Here is a 16,889-nt window from a genome sequence, read left to right as displayed (position 1 = left end):
ATGCGGTTCACCCCGATCACGGCGGGCAGCGAGGGCAGCACGGGAACGGGGCCGTTCGGGAGGCTGGTGCTGCGCGGGGTGACCGTCGTGGACGGTACCGGTGGACCGCCGTACGGCCCCGCCGATGTGGTGATCGAGCGGGACCGGATCAGCGCGATCGTCTCCGCGGGCCGCAACACCGATATGAGCCAGCTGGGCCTGCGCACCGGAACCGCGGACGAGGTGCTCGACCTTCCCGGGTACTACGTGCTGCCCGGGCTGGTCGACGCGCACGCGCACATCGGCTGGGCGGAGCAGGGCCCGGACGCGGACTACATCTACCGGCTCTGGCTCGGGCACGGCATCACCAGCGTCCGCGAGCCGGGATCACTCGGCAACGGGCTCGGGTTCACCGTGCGCGAGGCCGAGCGCGCGGCACGCGGAGAGATCACCGCTCCGCGCATCGTGGGCTATGTGGCCTTCGGATCCGGGACGAGCGAACCGATCCGTACCGAACGCGAGGCCCGCGCCTGGGTCGCCGAACAGGCCGAGAACGGGGCGAAGGGCATCAAGTTCTTCGGCGCCGCACCGGAACTGTTCGCCGCCGCGCTCGAGGAGGCGAACACCCTCGGCCTCGGCAGCGCCTGCCATCACGCACAGTCCGATGTGGCGCGCGCCAACGCACTGCACACCGCGCGCTGGGGACTGGGCAGCATCGAGCACGGCTACGGACTGCCCGAGGCGATGTTCACCGACCGGCGCATCCAGCGGTTCCCCGGGGACTACAACTACAACGACGAACACGACCGGTTCGCCTATCTCGGCAGGCTCTGGCGCGAGGCCGCGGAACCCGGCAGCCGGATGTGGGAGGAGACGATCGAGGAGCTCGTCTCGCTCGGCACCGCGATCGACCCCACCCTGGTCGTCTACGTCGCCGCCCGGGACGCCGCGCGGGCCAGGGGCCGGGAATACCACCGCGACTACTCCGCCCCGCAGTCCTGGAAATTCTTCCAGCCCGATCCGGAATCGCACGGCTCCTTCTTCTTCGACTGGGGCACCGAGGAAGAGGTCGCCTGGCGGGAGAACTACCGGCTCTGGATGGCCTTCGTGCGCGATTTCCACCTGCGCGGCGGCTTGCTCACCACCGGATCCGATGCCGGATTCATCTACAACCTCTACGGATTCGGGCTCATCGAGGAACTGGAACTGCTGCGCGAGGCAGGACTGCACCCGCTGGAGATCATCCGCTGCGCCACCGCGAACGGCGCCCGCCTGCTCGGCCTGCCCGAGACCGGAACCATCGAACCCGGCAAGACCGCCGATCTGCTCGTCTGCGCGGAAAACCCGCTCACCAACCTCAAACTGCTCTACGGCCACGGCCACCTGCGGGCAGGCGCGAACGGTGCCGAGCGTGTCGGCGGGGTCACCCACACCATCGCGGGCGGGGTGCTGCACGACGCCGTCGCACTGCGCGCCCGCGTGCGCGAACAGGTCGCCGCCGAACGCGAACGGCTCGGAACCGGCGTTCCGCGCACCCCGTGACTATTCTGGGGTCGTGGGTACGAGTACGTCTGAGGGCTCTCGTCCGTCGCGAGCGGGAGTCAGATCGGCGGTGTCCCTGCTGGACACCCGCACCCGAGATCGGCAAGACGGAGGAATGAGCCGTAGCGGGGTTCTACGGCGATCGACGACAACGCAGCGAGGCTCCGATTGGCACGCGAAGGTACTTCGCCAACGTCGCCGCGCCGCAGGACATGGAGTCCTCAGATGTGCTCGACGATACGAGTGCTGCTGGTCGACGACCACGAGCTCGTCCGCCGTGGACTGCGCGACCTGCTCGACTCCGAGCCCGGCATCACCGTGATCGGCGAGGCCGCCAGCGTCACCGAGGCCCGGACAAGGGCAGCGGCCGATCCGCCGGATGTCGCCGTGCTCGACATGCGGCTGCCCGACGGAACCGGTGCGCAGTTGTGCGCCGAACTGCGCGCGCTGCCGAGCCCACCCGCCTGCATCGTGCTCACCGCCTTCGACGACGAGCCCGCCCTGTTCGCCGCGATCGAGGCCGGGGCGGCCGGTTACCTGCTCAAACAGGTACGCGGGCAGGACATGGTGACCGGGGTGCGCGAGGTCGCGGCCGGGCGCTCCCTGCTCGATCCGGCCACCACCGCCCACGTGCTGCACCACCTGCGCGAACCCGATGCGCTGGCCGAACTCACCGAGCGCGAGCGCGCGGTGCTCGAACTGCTCGGCGAAGGGCTCACCAACCGGGAGATCGCCGAACGCCTCGTGCTCGCCGAGAAGACCGTGAAGAACCACGTCACCTCGGTACTCGGGAAACTCGGGCTCACCAGGCGCACCCAGGCGATCGCCTGGATGTCACGACGCCCGCCGCGTTGATCTCTTTTCCCGGCGGCGAAGCCGCCTCTCCACCCACTCAACCTGCACCGCGGCGGGTTCTCCGGTGTTTCCTCGCGAGGACAGCGCCGACGTGGTGCTGTGCTGGTTTTCTTGGGGGCAATACATGAGGAGACGATCCCGGAGCGAGGGGGCGCCGGAGGTCCCGCCACCTGCACCGCCACGGCGATCCCAGCAAACAGCCGTTAATGCGTTTCGGCGGGCTCCGGGGCACCGACTACCCTCTACCACCGTGATCGATCTGAAAACCCTGCGTGAGAACCCGGACGTCGTGCGCGCCTCGCAGCGCACGCGGGGCGAGGACGAGTCGCTCGTCGATGCCCTGCTCGCCGCCGATGAGCGCCGCCGATCCGCGGTCGCCGAGGCGGACACGCTGCGCGGCGAGCAGAAACAGCTCGGGAAACAGGTCGGCAAGGCATCCGGCGAGGAGCGCGAGCAGCTGCTGGTCACCGCGAAGGAACTGGCCGCGCGGGTCAAGGCCGCCGAGGCCGAGCAGTCCAGCGCGGACGAGGCACTGCGCGCGGCACAGCTGGCCATCCCGAACATCGTCGAGGACGGCGCACCGGCAGGCGGCGAGGACGACTACGTCGTGCTCAAGCACATCGGCGAGCCCCGGGAATTCGACTTCCCGGTTCGGGATCACCTGGAACTCGGCGAATCCCTCGGTGCCATCGACATGGAGCGCGGCGCCAAGGTCTCCGGTGCCCGGTTCTACTTCCTCACCGGGATCGGCGCCCGGTTGCAGCTCGCCATGCTCAACCTCGCCGCGGCACAGGCGACCGAGTACGGGTTCGACCTGATGATCACCCCGTCCCTGGTGCGCCCGGAGATCATGGGCGGCACCGGTTTCCTCGGCGCGCACGCCAGCGAGGTGTACCAGCTGCGCGAGGACGACCTGTACCTCGTCGGCACCTCCGAGGTGGCACTGGCCGGATACCACTCCGAGGAGATCATCGACCTCTCCGCCGGGCCGAAACGGTACGCGGGCTGGTCGTCGTGCTACCGGCGCGAAGCGGGCTCCTACGGTAAGGACACCCGGGGCATCATCCGGGTACACCAGTTCGACAAGCTCGAGATGTTCTCCTACTGCAAACCCGAGGAAGCGCACGAGGAACACCTGCGCCTGCTCGGCTGGGAAGAGGAGATGCTCGCCAAGATGGAGCTGCCGTACCGCATCATCGACACCGCGGGCGGAGATCTCGGTACCTCGGCGGCGCGCAAGTACGACTGCGAGGCCTGGGTGCCCTCCCAGGGCGCGTACCGCGAGCTCACCTCCACCTCGAACTGCACCACCTTCCAGGCGCGCAGGCTGGCCATCCGGTACCGGGACGCGGACGGGAAACCGCAGACCGCGGCCACCCTGAACGGGACACTGGCCACCACCCGGTGGATCGTCGCCATCCTGGAGAACCACCAGCAGGCCGACGGTTCGGTACGGGTTCCCGCCGCGCTGCAACCCTTCCTCGGCACCGACACACTGCAGCCGAAGAACTGACACCGGAACGCCGAGCCGCCGGGCTGGATTTCGACCTTCTGGCCCAAGCAACCGGTCTTCGGCGCGCGGACACCGAGCCGAAGACACACTCTCGGTAACCGTGCTGACTTCGGAACGTGCTGTCGCCACCCAGATGCAGCAGTGCCCGGGTGGCGGCAGCACGCTGCGCGACCGCAACGGACCGTGACGGCGTTGACAAGCCGGGCCGAACCTCGCAGTTTGTTAGGAAAATTTCCTAATGAATACGCAGGAGGTTCCCATGGCGAAGAAACCGGGTACTCGTCTCGCGGCGGTCGTCCTCGGCGCCGCCCTTGCCGCGGGCCTGCCCCTCGGCACGGCGAGCGCCACACCGGAGATCGTGCACAGCGCCACGCAGCGGGCCGGGGCGGATCTCACCGAACCGCACAAGAAAGAGATCGCGATGGAACTCGTGTCCAGTGCGGAGAATTCCTCACTGGACTGGAAAGCGCAGTACCGCTATATCGAGGACATCGGCGACGGTCGCGGTTACACCGGCGGCATCATCGGTTTCACCTCGGGAACCGGGGACATGCTCGAACTCGTCGAGCACTACACGAAAGCCAAGCCGGACAACGTTCTCGCGAAATACCTGGACGCGCTGCACAAGGTGAACGGGAGCGATTCACACGACGGGCTCGATCCCCATTTCACCGATGACTGGCACAAAGCCGCGAAAGACCCGGCCTTCCAGAAAGCGCAGAACGATCTCCGCGATTCGATGTACTTCGATCCCGCGGTGGACCAGGCGAAAAAGGACGGGCTGCGCGCGCTCGGCCAGTTCATCTACTACGACGCGATGGTGATGCACGGTCCCGGAGACAGCGACACCAGTTTCGGCGGTATCCGGCGCACCGCGCTCGAACACGCCAAACCGCCCGCACAGGGCGGAGACGAGCGCGAATACCTGGACGCGTTCCTCGACGCCCGCAAGGCGGCCATGCTCAAGGAGGAGGCGCACTCGGACACCGGCAGGGTGGACACCGAGCAGCGGGTGTTCCTCGACAAGGGCAATTTCGACCTGAATCCGCCGCTGCAGTGGAAAACCTACGGCGATAGTTACACCATTCCAGAGTGAGCCCGGAACCAACTCCGGGTGCCCGGCACGGTACTGGGAGGTAGCAATGCCACGCATAGGTACCCGACCTGCGTCACGAACACTCGGAGTGGTTCTGACCTGCACGGCTGCCCTGGTAGCGGTTGGCACGGTCACCGGCCCGGCCAGTGCGGCGACGAGGGCGCAGGCGTTCCAGGTCAAGGCGATGACGTGGAACGCCTGCGCGAACACTGCACCGAAGAAGGGCGACGACCGGTGCCGGAACGGGCGCCAGACGGCCAAGGTCGCCGCCACGATCCGCGACCGGATCGTCAGGAACCAGCCGCAGACACGAGTGCTCTTCCTGCAGGAGGTGTGCTCCGTGGACGTGAGCCGGTTGCAGGGGATGGCCGATCTCTCCGGCTGGAAGTGGAAGTTCACCCCGATCCGGTTTCAGGGCACCGGAAACAAGCCGTCCGCAAGGGTGACCGATCGCAACTGCGCGCCGGACAAGAGCACGCACGCCGGGCGCGGGAAGTTCGGCATCGCCGTCGGCGTGCGCGGGGCCGCCCAGTTCAAGGCCAGGTACTACCCGGACGCGCATCAGCCCATCGACAACCGGCACAAGGACAACTACGGACACTGGAATGTGCGCCAGGCAGTGGTCTGCGCCTCGGTCGCCGACTGGCGTACCACCGTGTGCGGCACACACCTGACCCCGCTGAACGACAAGGGGGCCGATCCCGGCCTGTACCGCTCCGCGCAAGCCGCGCAGGTGCGCGACCTGATGAGCTACGCGAAGCAGGGTGTGGGCGCAACCGCATACGGCCGCGTACTGTTCGGCGGCGACCTGAACCAGTCCGCTCCGGACGGCGCAGGCGGATCAGGAGACAAGAGCACCCTCGCCCCGGCCTACGCACAGTACTCCGAATGCGATCAGAGCGCACACGGCGGAAAGCGCGATGGCCGGAACACCTACGAGAACGCGAAGGGCACCGCATCCCGGAAGCTGGACTACCTGTTCACCACCAAGGGGGCAAGCTCGAAGTGCTATGTCACGAACCGGCATGTGTCGACCTCCGATCACAAACCGGTCGTCGACGACGTGACCTACTCGTCCTGAGCACATGGCCGCCGGTGGCACACTGGACAACCGAGAACAGTGTTCACAACGGTGACAACTGATCCGCGATGTGGACACCGATCTGGAAAGCACAGGTCGCCGCGGGCGAGGGCGCATTGAGCACGTGCACCTGCCCGGGTGCGGTGTCGATCAGGAAGTCCTGCACCAGGGTGCCGTCGGCGCGCATGGCCTGGGCGCGCACCCCGGCCCCGCCCGCGACGAGGTCCTCCGCCCGGATCCCGGGTACGAGTCGCGCCGCCGAGGCCGCGAACCGTTTCCTGGACAGCGAGCGCGCGACCTCCTCGGCCCCGGTGCGCCAATAGCGCCTACCGAGCCGCCACAGTCCCGGGTACCGGGCCAGGGAAGCGAGTTCGGCCGGTGAGACATCGGTCCACCGGTACCCCTCGCGGCGCAGCGCGAGCACCGCATTGGGCCCAGCGTGCACGGATCCGTCGAGCATCCTGGTCAGGTGCACGCCCAGAAACGGCAGCGAGGCATCGGGTACCGGATAGATCAGCCCTCGCACCAGATCCCGCGCCGCGCCGCGCAGGTGCAGATACTCCCCGCGGAACGGAACGATGCGCGCGGCCGGGCGGATTCCGGCGAGCTCCGCGACCCGGTCGGCGTGCAGGCCCGCACAGTTGACCAGTCCATCGGCGCGCAGCACCTCGTAGCCGGTCGCGAGCTCGATCCGGCCACCACGGGAACGGATACCGCGCACCACGGTCGCGGGCCGCAAATCCGCCCCGGAAAGGGAATCCACGAGCGCGGCGCACACCGCGCGGTAGTCGAGGATCGCGGTCGATTCCACGCGCAGCGCGGCGACACAGGCGACGTTCGGCTCGTAGTCACGCGCTTCGGCGGGTGAGACCAACCGCGCGGGCAACCCGTTGGCCTCGGCGCGGCGGGCGAGTTCGTGCAGCGCGGGCAGTTCGTCCTCGGTGACCGCGACGACGAGTTTCCCGCACACCTCGACCGGAACACCGTGCTCGCGTGCGAAGCCGACCATGGCGGTGTTTCCCTCGACCGACATCCGCGCCTTCGCCGAACCGGGCGCGTAATACAGCCCGGCGTGCACGACATTGGAATTGTTGCCGGTCTGGTGCGCGGCCCAGTCGGATTCTTTTTCCAGGACCGTGACGCCGTAGCCACGACGGCGCAGTTCCGCGGCGGTGGCCAGGCCGAGAATTCCGCCACCGATAACGGCGATCGTGCGCGCGCTCACGACTCTACGGTCGGCAGCACATCGGCGGCGACCTGTTCGAGCACCGATTCCCGTGCCGCGTACACCCCCTCATCGCGCGGCCAGGGTGCGAGCATGTCGGTGAACCCCGCCTCCTTCGCGCGCCCGAGTTGTTCGGCGAAGAAATCCACCGACTCGAACGCGGTGACCGGGCAGGCATCGGTCTGCAGATAACGCGGCACCGAACGGGGATCCCGGCCCTGCTCGGCAAGTGCCTCCTCGAAGCGCGCCACGGTGTCCCGGACCAGCCGCCACCACTGCTCCACATCCTCCGCGTGCCCGCCGGTGGTCACCCAGCCCTCGCCCTGGCGCGCGGCGAACCGCAACGACTTCGGGCCATTGGCCGCGAGCACGAACGGCATCCTCGGCTGCTGCACGCATCCCGGCGCGCCATAGGCATCGACCGCGGTGAAGTACTCGCCGGAATAGCTGCTCTGCTTTTCACTGAGCAACCGGCCGAGACTTTCGGTGAATTCGGTGAACCGCGTGAACCGCTGCGCCCCGGAGATCGGTGCCTCACCGAGAACCTGTGTGTCATAGCCGAGCCCGCCTGCTCCGATACCGAGGGTGAACCGGCCGTCCGAAATATCGTCCAGGGCGAGCAGTTCCCGCGCGAATGGCACGGGATGGCGGAAATTCGGGGAAGTGACCATCATGCCCAGCCGGATGCGGGAGGTGATCATCGCCGCCGCGGTCAGGGTCGGCACCGCGCCGAACCACGGCCCTTCGACGAGCGAGCGCCAGCCGATGTGGTCGTAGGTCCACACATGGTGAAAGCCGAATTCCTCGGCCGCCCGCCACTTCGGCTCGGCGACCCACCAGCGGTGCTCGGGCAGGATCACAACCCCTATACGCATATGGACGACCGTAACGGGTCACACTGGAAGAGTGGAACAACCCTTGTTGATCGCGTCCGATGTGGACGGCACCCTGCTCGACGACCAGGACAAGGTCGGCGCACGAACCCGCGCGGCCATCACAAGGGTGGTGGCGTCCGGGACCCCGTTCGTACTGGCCACCGGCAGGCCACCGCGCTGGATCCCGTGGATCGCCGAGGAAGCCGGGATCGACGGGCACGCCGTGTGCTGCAACGGTTCCGTGCACTACGACATCGGCAAGGACCGGATCCTCGGCACCCACACCATCGCACCGGGAGTCCTCGAACAGGTCACCGAACGGTTGCGTGCCGCCATTCCCTCGGTGAACTTCGCGGTCGAGCGCATCGGTGAGCGCGCCGAGGACCCCGGGATCGTCGCCTTCCTCACCGAGCCCGGTTACACGCACCCATGGGACGGCGAACGGCCGCGGCAGAACGCGCCGACCCCCGAACTCACCGCGCAGCCGTGTGTGAAACTGCTCGCCCGCTCCGCCGAACTCAGCAGCTCCGAGATGGCCGGGATCGTGCGCGGCCTCGAGGAGATCGACCTGAACGTCACCTACTCGGCGAACTACGGGCTGATCGAGTTCAGCGCGTCCGGGGTGACCAAGGCGACCGGGCTCGCGCACCTCGCCGCAGAGCACGGTGTGGCGCCCGAGCGGGTGCTCGCCTTCGGGGACATGCCCAACGACATCGAGATGCTGCGCTGGGCGGGCAACGGGATCGCGATGGGCAATGCGCACGACGCGGTGCTCGAGGTCGCCGACGAGGTCACGGCGAGCAACAACGAGGACGGGATCGCCGAAATACTCGAACGCTGGTTCTGAGCGTTCCGGGTACGGCGGAATTCGGCAGCGGAAAACGTACCGAAGAACACATCCGTGAATGCAACATTCGGAAAGCGTTTTGCAGTACGGGTGGTAATGGCTTCATCACTCGAGGCGGGCTGGTCAGCGCGGTGCGAAGATCCGGACCGGCTCGCCTCCCGTACCGGTAGCGTGCCGAAACCACTCGGAACGCATCCGCTAACGTGACGGCGTCTCCAGCCCTTTACGGATAGTTTGAGATGCCCGCTACTGATGATCTTCCGCTGGTCGTACTGACCGCCCTGCTGTATATCGTCGCGCTCTGGCTCCCCGGCCTGGCCGCCGGATTCGCCGCGGGACTGCGCGGATGGCTACTGGCCGCAACCGCCCCGCTGATCTCCTACGCCATCGCCGGGCTGTTCGGCCCGCTCACCACCGCGATCGGTATCCCCTGGTCGGTATGGACCTACCTGGGCTCGACGGTCGTGGTCACGGCCGTCCTGCGCGGGCTGTATCTCCTGTCCAGCAGGCGCCTTCCGGCTCCGCGGAGCACCGCGGGATGGACCCGGAACGAAACACTGTTCGCAATCGGGGCGGTCGCCGTGGCCGCCGTGGCCGGTGCGGCGATCGTCGCGGGAGCGACCGGCAACCTCACCCACATCCCGCAGGACTGGGATGCCGTGTTCCACGCGAACAGCATCCGCTACCTCGCCGAGACCGGCGACGGAAGCCTCACCGGGATGAGCAAGATCAACTACTACGAGCAGGGCGGTGCGTTCTATCCGAACGCGTACCACCTGGTCGCCGCGGTGGTCTTCAAACTGACCGGGATCCCGGCGGGCGTGGTGCTCAACACCCAGACCGTGCTGCTGCCCGGCATGCTGGCACTCGTCCTGGTGGCGCTGCTGCGCTGGTTCGGCGTCCGGGTGCTCACCGCGGGATTCACCGCCCTGGTCGCGGTCAGCTCGCTTTCCGCCCTCTACGACATGCTCTGGCGCGGGCCGCTGCTCCCCTTCGAGACGGCGAGCATCCTCAGCCTCGCCTTCCTGCTGCTCACCACGTATTTCCTGGACAACCGCAGGCTCGAGGCCGGGGTACTGTTCGCGATCGGTGCCGCCGCGCTGCTCGCGATCCAGCCGTCCGGGCTGTTCACCGCCATCCTCTACGCGATTCCGCTGCTGCTGACCAGATGGTGGGGAGATCTGCGCCGGTTCGGCCGCGAACTACGCGCCCTGGTGCTCGCGGGCATCGTCGCGATCGCGGTGAGCATCCCGTTCCTGCTCGGCTCCGCCTCGAGCGCGGCGGACAGCACGCAGATCATCTGGAAGAGCGACTTCTCCGCGAGCCGGGCGATCGGTTCACTGCTGAGTTTCCAGTTCCTGCAGGACTTCCCGCAGATCTGGCTGGCCATCCCGCTGTGGATCGGGCTCGCGTTCCTGCGCAAGCTGCGCGGGGCACGCTGGCTGCTGTTCTCCGCCGCGATCTTCGGGGCCCTGTTCGTCGCCGCGACCGCGTACAACAACCACCTGGCGATCACCCTGACCCGGCCGTGGTGGAACGACCAGTGGCGGCTCATCGCGCTCGCCACGATCCCGCTCACCGTCATCGCGGGGCACGGCCTCGCGCAGGTGTGCACCGGTCTCATCACGCTCGGCAACCGGATCCTGCCGCGGCTGCGGGGCACGCAGATCATCGCCACCGGGCTCGTCGCCGTGGTGTTCGCCCTGCTCACCAGCGGTTTCTACTACGGGCTGAACACCTCGATCATGGCCAAGCAGTACGGCGACGGTCCCGCGGTGGACACCGGTGAGTACGAGGCCCTGGAAAAGCTCGGCGAGCTCGCCGAACCCGGCGAGTGGGTGATGAACGACCGCAACGACGGCTCCGCGTGGATGTACGCGGTCTCCGGGGTGCGCCCGGTCGCGGGGCACTACGACAAGCACCACGTCGGGAAGGACCCGGCACTGCTCATGGCGAAGTTCGACGAGTACGACACCGATCCGGCCGTGCGCGCGGCGGCCAAGCGGCTGCGGATCAAGTACGTGATCGTCGGGGACGGGCACATCCGGGAGAACCTGCACCGGGCCCGTGGCCTCGACGAGCTGTCGAAGGTCAAGGAGCTGAAGCTGGTCTTCCGCAACGCGGACGCGAAGATCTACCGCCTTGGCTGACCCCCTACGCTATTTCTCCATGACCGAGGAATCCCCCAAGAGCACGCGCGCGCTGCTGCTGAACTGGGGACGCAGGCTGCTGGTCGTCGCCGTGCTCCTCGGCGCGGCCTGGGCGATCTACCGCGACTGGGACCGGGTGTGGGCCACCATAAGCACGATCCCGTGGGAGGCGACGGTGGCCTCCGAGCTGGCCGCGCTCGCGGCCGTGTTCGTAGCCGTGTTCGCCTGGCGGGTACTGGTCAACGGCCTGGGCAAACCGCTGTCGGTACTGCGTGCCGCGCAGGTGAACCTGGTCGGGATCCTCGGCAAGTACATCCCCGGGTCGGTGTGGGCGTATCTGCTGCAGATCGAGCTCGGGCGCAAGGCGGGCCTGTCCCGTTCCCGGGTGTTCGTGGCCACGATCATCGGAGTGGGCACCGGGATGCTGGCCGCGGTGCTCTACGCGGCGAGCACCTTCGGCCCGCTCTCGGCGAAGATCGGCTGGATCTGGTATCTGACCCCGCTGCTGCCCATCGGCCTGATCGCGGCCTGCCCTCCGGTGCTGACCAGGCTGGTGAACCTGCTGCTCAAGCTGCTGCGCAGGCCGCCGCTCGAGCAGTCGCTGCGCTGGTCGATGGTGGGCAAGAGCATCGGGCTGCAGCTGCTCGCCTTCGCCTGTTACGGACTGCACCTGTGGATCCTGGCCCAGTCGGTCGGCGCCACCCCGGGCTTCATCGGTTTCCTGCTGTGCACGGCGGCGATCAGCATCGGCTTCAACGCGGGAATCCTCGCCTTCGTCGTGCCCTCGGGCATCGGCATCCGCGAGGCAGTGATCGTGGCGATCCTGATCGCTTCGATGCCCTACTCCCAGGCGTTCGCGTTCGCGATCGTGTCCCGGGTCATGCTGGTGGTCGCCGACCTGCTCGGCGCCGGAATCGCGGCAATTACGGCAAAACGGTGGGCACCGATCGATAGCACCGAAAACCCGGCGGCTACCCTTGACGCCCATGAATCCGGATAGTGCCAATTCGGGCACCGAAGGAACCGAGTACACCGACCGGTTGCGCACCTATGAGGCCCGCCGCTGGAAGAAACTGCTCGACGTGCAGGCGCCGTACCGCAGAAACGTGCGGCGGCTCTTCGGGGGCCGCGAGGTGCTCGACGTCGGCTGCGGGATCGGGCGCAATCTCGGGCACCTGTACCCGCACGCGGTCGGCGTCGACCACAACCCGACCTCGATCGAGGAATGCCGCAGGCGCGGGCTGACCGCGTTCACCTCCGCGGAGTTCCACGAGTCGGAGTACGCCCAGCAGGGCCGCTTCGGCGGGCTGCTCGCGGCGCACCTGATCGAACACATGTCCCGGGAGCAGGCGCTCGAGGTGCTCGGCGAGTACACCGGCTATCTCGCCCCCGGTGCCACCGTGGTGTTCATCTGCCCGCAGGAGAAGGGCTACGCGACGGACGCGACCCACGTGGCCTTCACGGACTTCGACGGGCTCGCCGATGTGGCCCGCCGGCTCGGGTTCACCCCGCGTAAGCAGATCTCGTTCCCGCTCCCCCGGGCGGCGGGCAAGGTGTTCCCCTACAACGAATTCGTGCTGGTCGCATCCGCCTGACGCAGTAATTATCGCGGCCAAATCCAGGCCGAGCTCGGGTACGGTGAACGGCGTGAACCGCACCGTATCGAGGGTGTGCACGGCGGCCGCTCTCGCCGTGCTCGCCGCAACGACCGCTGCACCCGTATCGGCCAGCGAGCCCACGCAGCGTGACGGAATCACCACCGAACTGCACGAGGGTGCGGCCGCGCCCTCGATCGCGGCCGTCGCGGGATATCCGAAGGGGAAATACGTCTCCTACGCGCCGTTCCGGTTCATCGACACGCGCGCGAACAACAAGCCACTCGGCCCGCGTGGCACATCCACCATGCAGTTCACCGGCGGGGTGCCCAAGGGCGCCACGGCCGTGGTGTTCAACCTGACCGCCACCGACGTCACCGCTGACACCTTCATCTCGGTGTTCCCCGCGGGACAGCCACGGTCCTCGGCATCGGCGATCAACCTCACCAAGGGCATGACGCGCAGCAACCAGGTCGTCGTCCCGCTCGGCAGCGATGCGGGCAAACCGGCGATCAGCTTCTACAACAACGCCGGAAGCGCGCACGTCATCGGCGACCTCTCCGGTTTCTACTCGAGCTCGCAGGAGGGCGCGACCGGATACGGCGCGACCGCCCCGAAACGGGTACTCGACACCCGCTCCGGCGATCCGGTCGGCCCGGGCAAGGAAACCGTGCTCGATCTGAGCAAGCAGGTCCCGGACGGGGTCAACGCGGTCACCCTCAACATCACCGGGATCGCGCACAGCGGCAACACCTACCTCACCGCGTATCCGGACGGGACCTCGCGGCCGACCGGTTCCTCGGTGAACATCGACGCGGGTGACACCACGCCGAACTTCGTCACGGTCGGGCTCTCCCAATCGAAGAAGCTGCGCATCTACAACAACAACGGCAGCACCGACGTGCTCGCGGACCTCTCCGGCTACTACGGCGGGGACGGGACCGCCTCCTATCAGCCGGTCGCACCGACCCGGATCGCGGACACCCGCTCCAGCGGAGGACCGCTCGGCCCGCACGGGGTGCGCACGGTCACCGCGACCGGGGCGCCCTCGGACTCACCCGCCGCCACGGTGAACCTCACCGGGATCACCCCGACCGTGGACACCCACCTGGACGCGTACGCGGCGAACGCGCAGCGTCCGGACACCTCGAACCTGAACCTGAAAAAGGGCCAGATCCTCTCGAACATGGCGAATATCCCGCTCGGTGACGGAAAGTTCGCGGTGTACAACGCAAACGGTTCAACCCACCTCGTCGCCGACCTCAGCGGATATTTCGTTCCCTGAATCATTCGGCTCCGGCTGAATGGTCGCCGGAACCGACAACCGTCCCGAATCCACCTGCGTCGTCAAGGTATCCGTCCCTTCCTTGACGAATCAGGAGGAAAGAAATGTCGGTCAAACTCAGATATCGCGGATTCGGGGTGCTCGCGGCGACCGCCGTCGTCCTCGCATTACCGGCGACGGTTTCCGCGGCCGGAGCGCCGAATACGACCCCGCTGCAGGTGCAGAATGCGAAATTCACCCCGGCCGGACCGGCCCGGGTGCTCGACACCAGAACGGGCGCGAAACTCGGCCAGGGCGCGCATCTGCGCCTCGACCTCAGCAAGGCGGTACCCGCCGATGCCACCGCTGTCACGCTCAACCTCACCGGTACCGAAGGCACCGCGGACACGCACGTTGACGCGCAACCCGGTTCCGGGGTGCCGAAGTACTCGCACCTGAACCTCACCAAGGGTGAGACGCGGGCGCTGCAGGTCACCGTCCCGTTGGCCACCGATCACTCGATCGATCTGTACAACAAGAACGGCTCGGTGCATGTGCTCGCCGATCTGCAGGGTTACTACGGCACGCAGCGCGAATCCGGTTACGCCCCACAGAATCCCGCCCGCGTGCTGGACACCAGGGACACCGTGCCCATCAACGGCGGGCAGACGCGCACCGTCGATTTCTCCGGGCTGGTGCCCGATTCGGCGACCGCGGTGACCTTCAACCTGACCGGAACCGATGCCACCACGGCGACCTACCTCACGGCGTGGCGCACCGAGGATCCCCGGCCTTCGGCCTCCTCGCTGAATCTCGTGCAGAACGGGACGACACCCAATCTGGTCACCGTGAAACTCGGGCCGAGCAAGAAGGTGAACCTGTACAACAATGCGGGCGGCGCCGATGCGATCGTGGATTTCGCCGGGTACTACACATCCGATGGCGGCGCGCTGTTCAACACCGTTTCCGCGAAATACCCGGAAATGCCGGTACGGATTTACGATTCCCGGGAAACCACCCAGGGACCGATTCGTGCCGACCAGACCCGCACCATCGATCCGGGTCTGACCGAGAGCGGAATCGCCGGTTATCTGTTCAACATCACCGGGGTGAACCAGTCCGGCCCGACCTTCGTCACCGCATGGGACGGCGGACCGCGCCCGGCCACCTCGAACCTCAACCTCGCCGCGAACCAGACCGCGAGTAACGCGGTGAGCATGAAGGGCAGTGGTGTGGTCAACCTCTACAACGCGCTCGGCTCGGTACACGCCATCGCCGACCTGCAGGGTTACTTCACCCAACCGGAGTAAGAACCATTGCCGTCACGCGGGATGGGGGATTTCCTCACCCCTCGTGACGGCAATACCCTACGTCAAGGGGAATTCGGCAGAAGCCGTTGCGGGGGATTCACCTGGGCGGGAAGATCACGCCCGGCAACAGCTATCAGGAGTGGGAGAAACCATGCAGAAGCGACAGGTGCTGACGGCGCTCGCCGTCGCGGCCACGGTTACCGCCGGTAGTGCCGCCACCGCGTCCGCGGCGGGGGCCGGCGAGCAGGCGAAGGCGTCCGGTGGCGCGCAGGCCGGCGCGGCCTCGGCGAACGACTCGCTGATCCACGGCGCGCCGACGGTCCGCACCGCGCACCCGAGGCTGGCGAGCCAGGACGAGGCCGCGGAACCGGAGAAGCCGCTCACCGGGACGCACTACGTCTCGATGCAGCCGACGCGCAGCCTCGACACCCGGACCACCAAGGAAGGCCCGCTCAAGGCAGGCCAATCACGGATCCTGAAGTGGGACAAGGGCACCATCGATCCACGGGCGACCGCGATCACCTTCAACCTCACCGTCACGAACGCCACCCAGGACACCCACGTCACCCTGTGGTCGGGCACCGGTGCGGTACCGAAGGTCTCCAGCATCAACGTGCGCGCCGGTGAGACCCGCTCGAACCAGGTCACCGTGCCGATCGGGCACCTGCAGGACGGCACCGCGACGATGGGCATCTACAACAACGCGGGCACCGCCGACGTCATCACCGATATCGCGGGCGTCTACGGCACCGGCCAGCCCAACACCGGGGAGCACTTCACCGGGTACACGCCGCTGAAGCCCTCGCGCGTGCTGGACACCCGTGAACGCAAGGCCACCATGGGGCCGAACTCGACCGCGAAGCTCGACCTCTCCGGTCTGGTGCCCGCGGACGCCGACTCGGTGACGCTCAACATGACCGCGATCAACCAGTCCAAGGCGGCCGGGTTCCTCTCCGTGTACCCGTACGGGCAGCAGCGCGGCGGGATCTCCAGCGTGAACTACATGCCCGGCGCGACCACGCCCAACCAGATCACCGTGCAGCTCGGCAAGGACAAGTCGCTCGAGGTGTACAACTCCGCGGGCACCGTGGACGTGCTCGCCGACCTGGTCGGCACCTACACCCCGGGCGGAAAGGGCCTCTACTACCCGGCCGATCCGGTGCGTGTCGCCGACACCAGGGACGGCAGCGGCACCAGCGGGGTCAAGGGCGCGCTCAAGCCCGGCGAGACGATCAACGTGCCCTTCCCGGGTGAGGCCCGCAAGGTGCTGGCCGCGAACACCAACCTGACCGGGGTCGCCGGTCCCGAGGCCACCCACCTGACCACCTGGGACGGCAACGGCAAGGCCCCGGAGACCTCCAACCTCAACCTGAACGCGAACCAGATCGCCAGCAACAGCGCGGCGGTCAAGGTCAACCACGACGGAACGGTCGCCTACTTCAACAAGAACGGCAACACCAACGTCGTCGTGGACGTCTCGGGATACTTCGCGAGCGAACAGGTCGGCCAGGACCAGTAGCAAAACCCCACCGCACGCGCCCGGGCCGTTTTCCGGCC

Annotated in this window: 14 protein-coding genes; 12 read left to right on the top strand and 2 right to left on the bottom strand. The window is 67.5% G+C overall.

All coding sequences use genetic code 11. The annotated features are described in order from the left end of the window. From AD72_RS17480 to AD72_RS17460, 5 genes are all read left to right on the top strand, one after another. Nucleotides 1–1,521 carry an amidohydrolase family protein gene (locus AD72_RS17480; RefSeq protein ID WP_031467593.1) on the top strand — a complete coding sequence of 507 codons (1,521 nt, stop codon included), beginning with the start codon at nucleotides 1–3 and terminating at the stop codon, nucleotides 1,519–1,521. Between the two features lie 225 nt (nucleotides 1,522–1,746). Continuing rightward, complete coding sequence (locus AD72_RS17475) at nucleotides 1,747–2,376, top strand: response regulator (RefSeq protein WP_031467592.1); 630 nt, start codon at nucleotides 1,747–1,749, stop codon at nucleotides 2,374–2,376. 250 nt (nucleotides 2,377–2,626) lie between these two features. Next, nucleotides 2,627–3,889 (top strand): serine--tRNA ligase, encoded by a 1,263-nt coding sequence (serS, locus tag AD72_RS17470; RefSeq protein ID WP_031467591.1) that lies wholly within the window; start codon nucleotides 2,627–2,629, stop codon nucleotides 3,887–3,889. A 259-nt stretch (nucleotides 3,890–4,148) separates the two neighbouring features. Beyond that, complete coding sequence (locus tag AD72_RS17465) at nucleotides 4,149–4,985, top strand: chitosanase (protein WP_031467590.1); 837 nt, start codon at nucleotides 4,149–4,151, stop codon at nucleotides 4,983–4,985. A gap of 88 nt (nucleotides 4,986–5,073) precedes the next feature. Next, nucleotides 5,074–6,066, top strand: a complete 993-nt coding sequence (locus AD72_RS17460) for an endonuclease/exonuclease/phosphatase family protein (RefSeq protein WP_031467589.1) — start codon at nucleotides 5,074–5,076, stop codon at nucleotides 6,064–6,066. 43 nt (nucleotides 6,067–6,109) lie between these two features. Here AD72_RS17460 and lhgO read toward each other — a convergent pair whose 3' ends face one another. Together lhgO and AD72_RS17450 are read right to left on the bottom strand one after the other, a co-directional pair. Then, nucleotides 6,110–7,291: an L-2-hydroxyglutarate oxidase gene (gene lhgO / locus AD72_RS17455; RefSeq protein ID WP_031467588.1), complete on the bottom strand. Its 1,182-nt coding sequence runs from the start codon at nucleotides 7,289–7,291 to the stop codon at nucleotides 6,110–6,112. After that, nucleotides 7,288–8,166 (bottom strand): LLM class flavin-dependent oxidoreductase, encoded by an 879-nt coding sequence (locus AD72_RS17450; protein ID WP_051898715.1) that lies wholly within the window; start codon nucleotides 8,164–8,166, stop codon nucleotides 7,288–7,290. Before AD72_RS17450 ends, lhgO begins: the two co-directional genes overlap by 4 nt. Nucleotides 8,167–8,197: 31 nt before the next feature. Between AD72_RS17450 and AD72_RS17445 the strand changes: the two genes are divergently transcribed. The 7 genes from AD72_RS17445 to AD72_RS17415 all read left to right on the top strand — a co-directional run bounded on the left by AD72_RS17445 (nucleotide 8,198) and on the right by AD72_RS17415 (nucleotide 16,851). After that, nucleotides 8,198–9,013 carry an HAD family hydrolase gene (locus AD72_RS17445; protein ID WP_031467586.1) on the top strand — a complete coding sequence of 272 codons (816 nt, stop codon included), beginning with the start codon at nucleotides 8,198–8,200 and terminating at the stop codon, nucleotides 9,011–9,013. 239 nt (nucleotides 9,014–9,252) lie between these two features. Then, the gene (locus tag AD72_RS17440) at nucleotides 9,253–11,163 is read left to right on the top strand and encodes a DUF6541 family protein (RefSeq protein ID WP_031467585.1); all 1,911 of its coding nucleotides are present in this window, start codon (nucleotides 9,253–9,255) and stop codon (nucleotides 11,161–11,163) included. A 19-nt stretch (nucleotides 11,164–11,182) separates the two neighbouring features. After that, nucleotides 11,183–12,163 (top strand): lysylphosphatidylglycerol synthase domain-containing protein, encoded by a 981-nt coding sequence (locus AD72_RS17435; protein ID WP_051898714.1) that lies wholly within the window; start codon nucleotides 11,183–11,185, stop codon nucleotides 12,161–12,163. Then, complete coding sequence (locus tag AD72_RS17430; RefSeq protein ID WP_031467583.1) at nucleotides 12,150–12,758, top strand: class I SAM-dependent methyltransferase; 609 nt, start codon at nucleotides 12,150–12,152, stop codon at nucleotides 12,756–12,758. Before AD72_RS17435 ends, AD72_RS17430 begins: the two co-directional genes overlap by 14 nt. Nucleotides 12,759–12,810: 52 nt before the next feature. Next, nucleotides 12,811–14,043: a hypothetical protein gene (locus tag AD72_RS17425; protein WP_156365239.1), complete on the top strand. Its 1,233-nt coding sequence runs from the start codon at nucleotides 12,811–12,813 to the stop codon at nucleotides 14,041–14,043. 104 nt (nucleotides 14,044–14,147) lie between these two features. After that, the gene (locus tag AD72_RS17420) at nucleotides 14,148–15,332 is read left to right on the top strand and encodes a hypothetical protein (RefSeq protein WP_031467581.1); all 1,185 of its coding nucleotides are present in this window, start codon (nucleotides 14,148–14,150) and stop codon (nucleotides 15,330–15,332) included. A gap of 151 nt (nucleotides 15,333–15,483) precedes the next feature. Further along, nucleotides 15,484–16,851, top strand: a complete 1,368-nt coding sequence (locus tag AD72_RS17415) for a hypothetical protein (protein ID WP_031467580.1) — start codon at nucleotides 15,484–15,486, stop codon at nucleotides 16,849–16,851. Nucleotides 16,852–16,889 lie beyond the last annotated feature (38 nt).

Origin of the sequence: Sciscionella sediminilitoris, assembly GCF_000737195.2 — a bacterium.
GTDB lineage: Bacteria > Actinomycetota > Actinomycetes > Mycobacteriales > Pseudonocardiaceae > Sciscionella > Sciscionella sediminilitoris.
The sequence above is the reverse complement of the archived record's forward strand: the minus strand, read 5'-3'. Positions and strand labels throughout refer to the sequence as shown.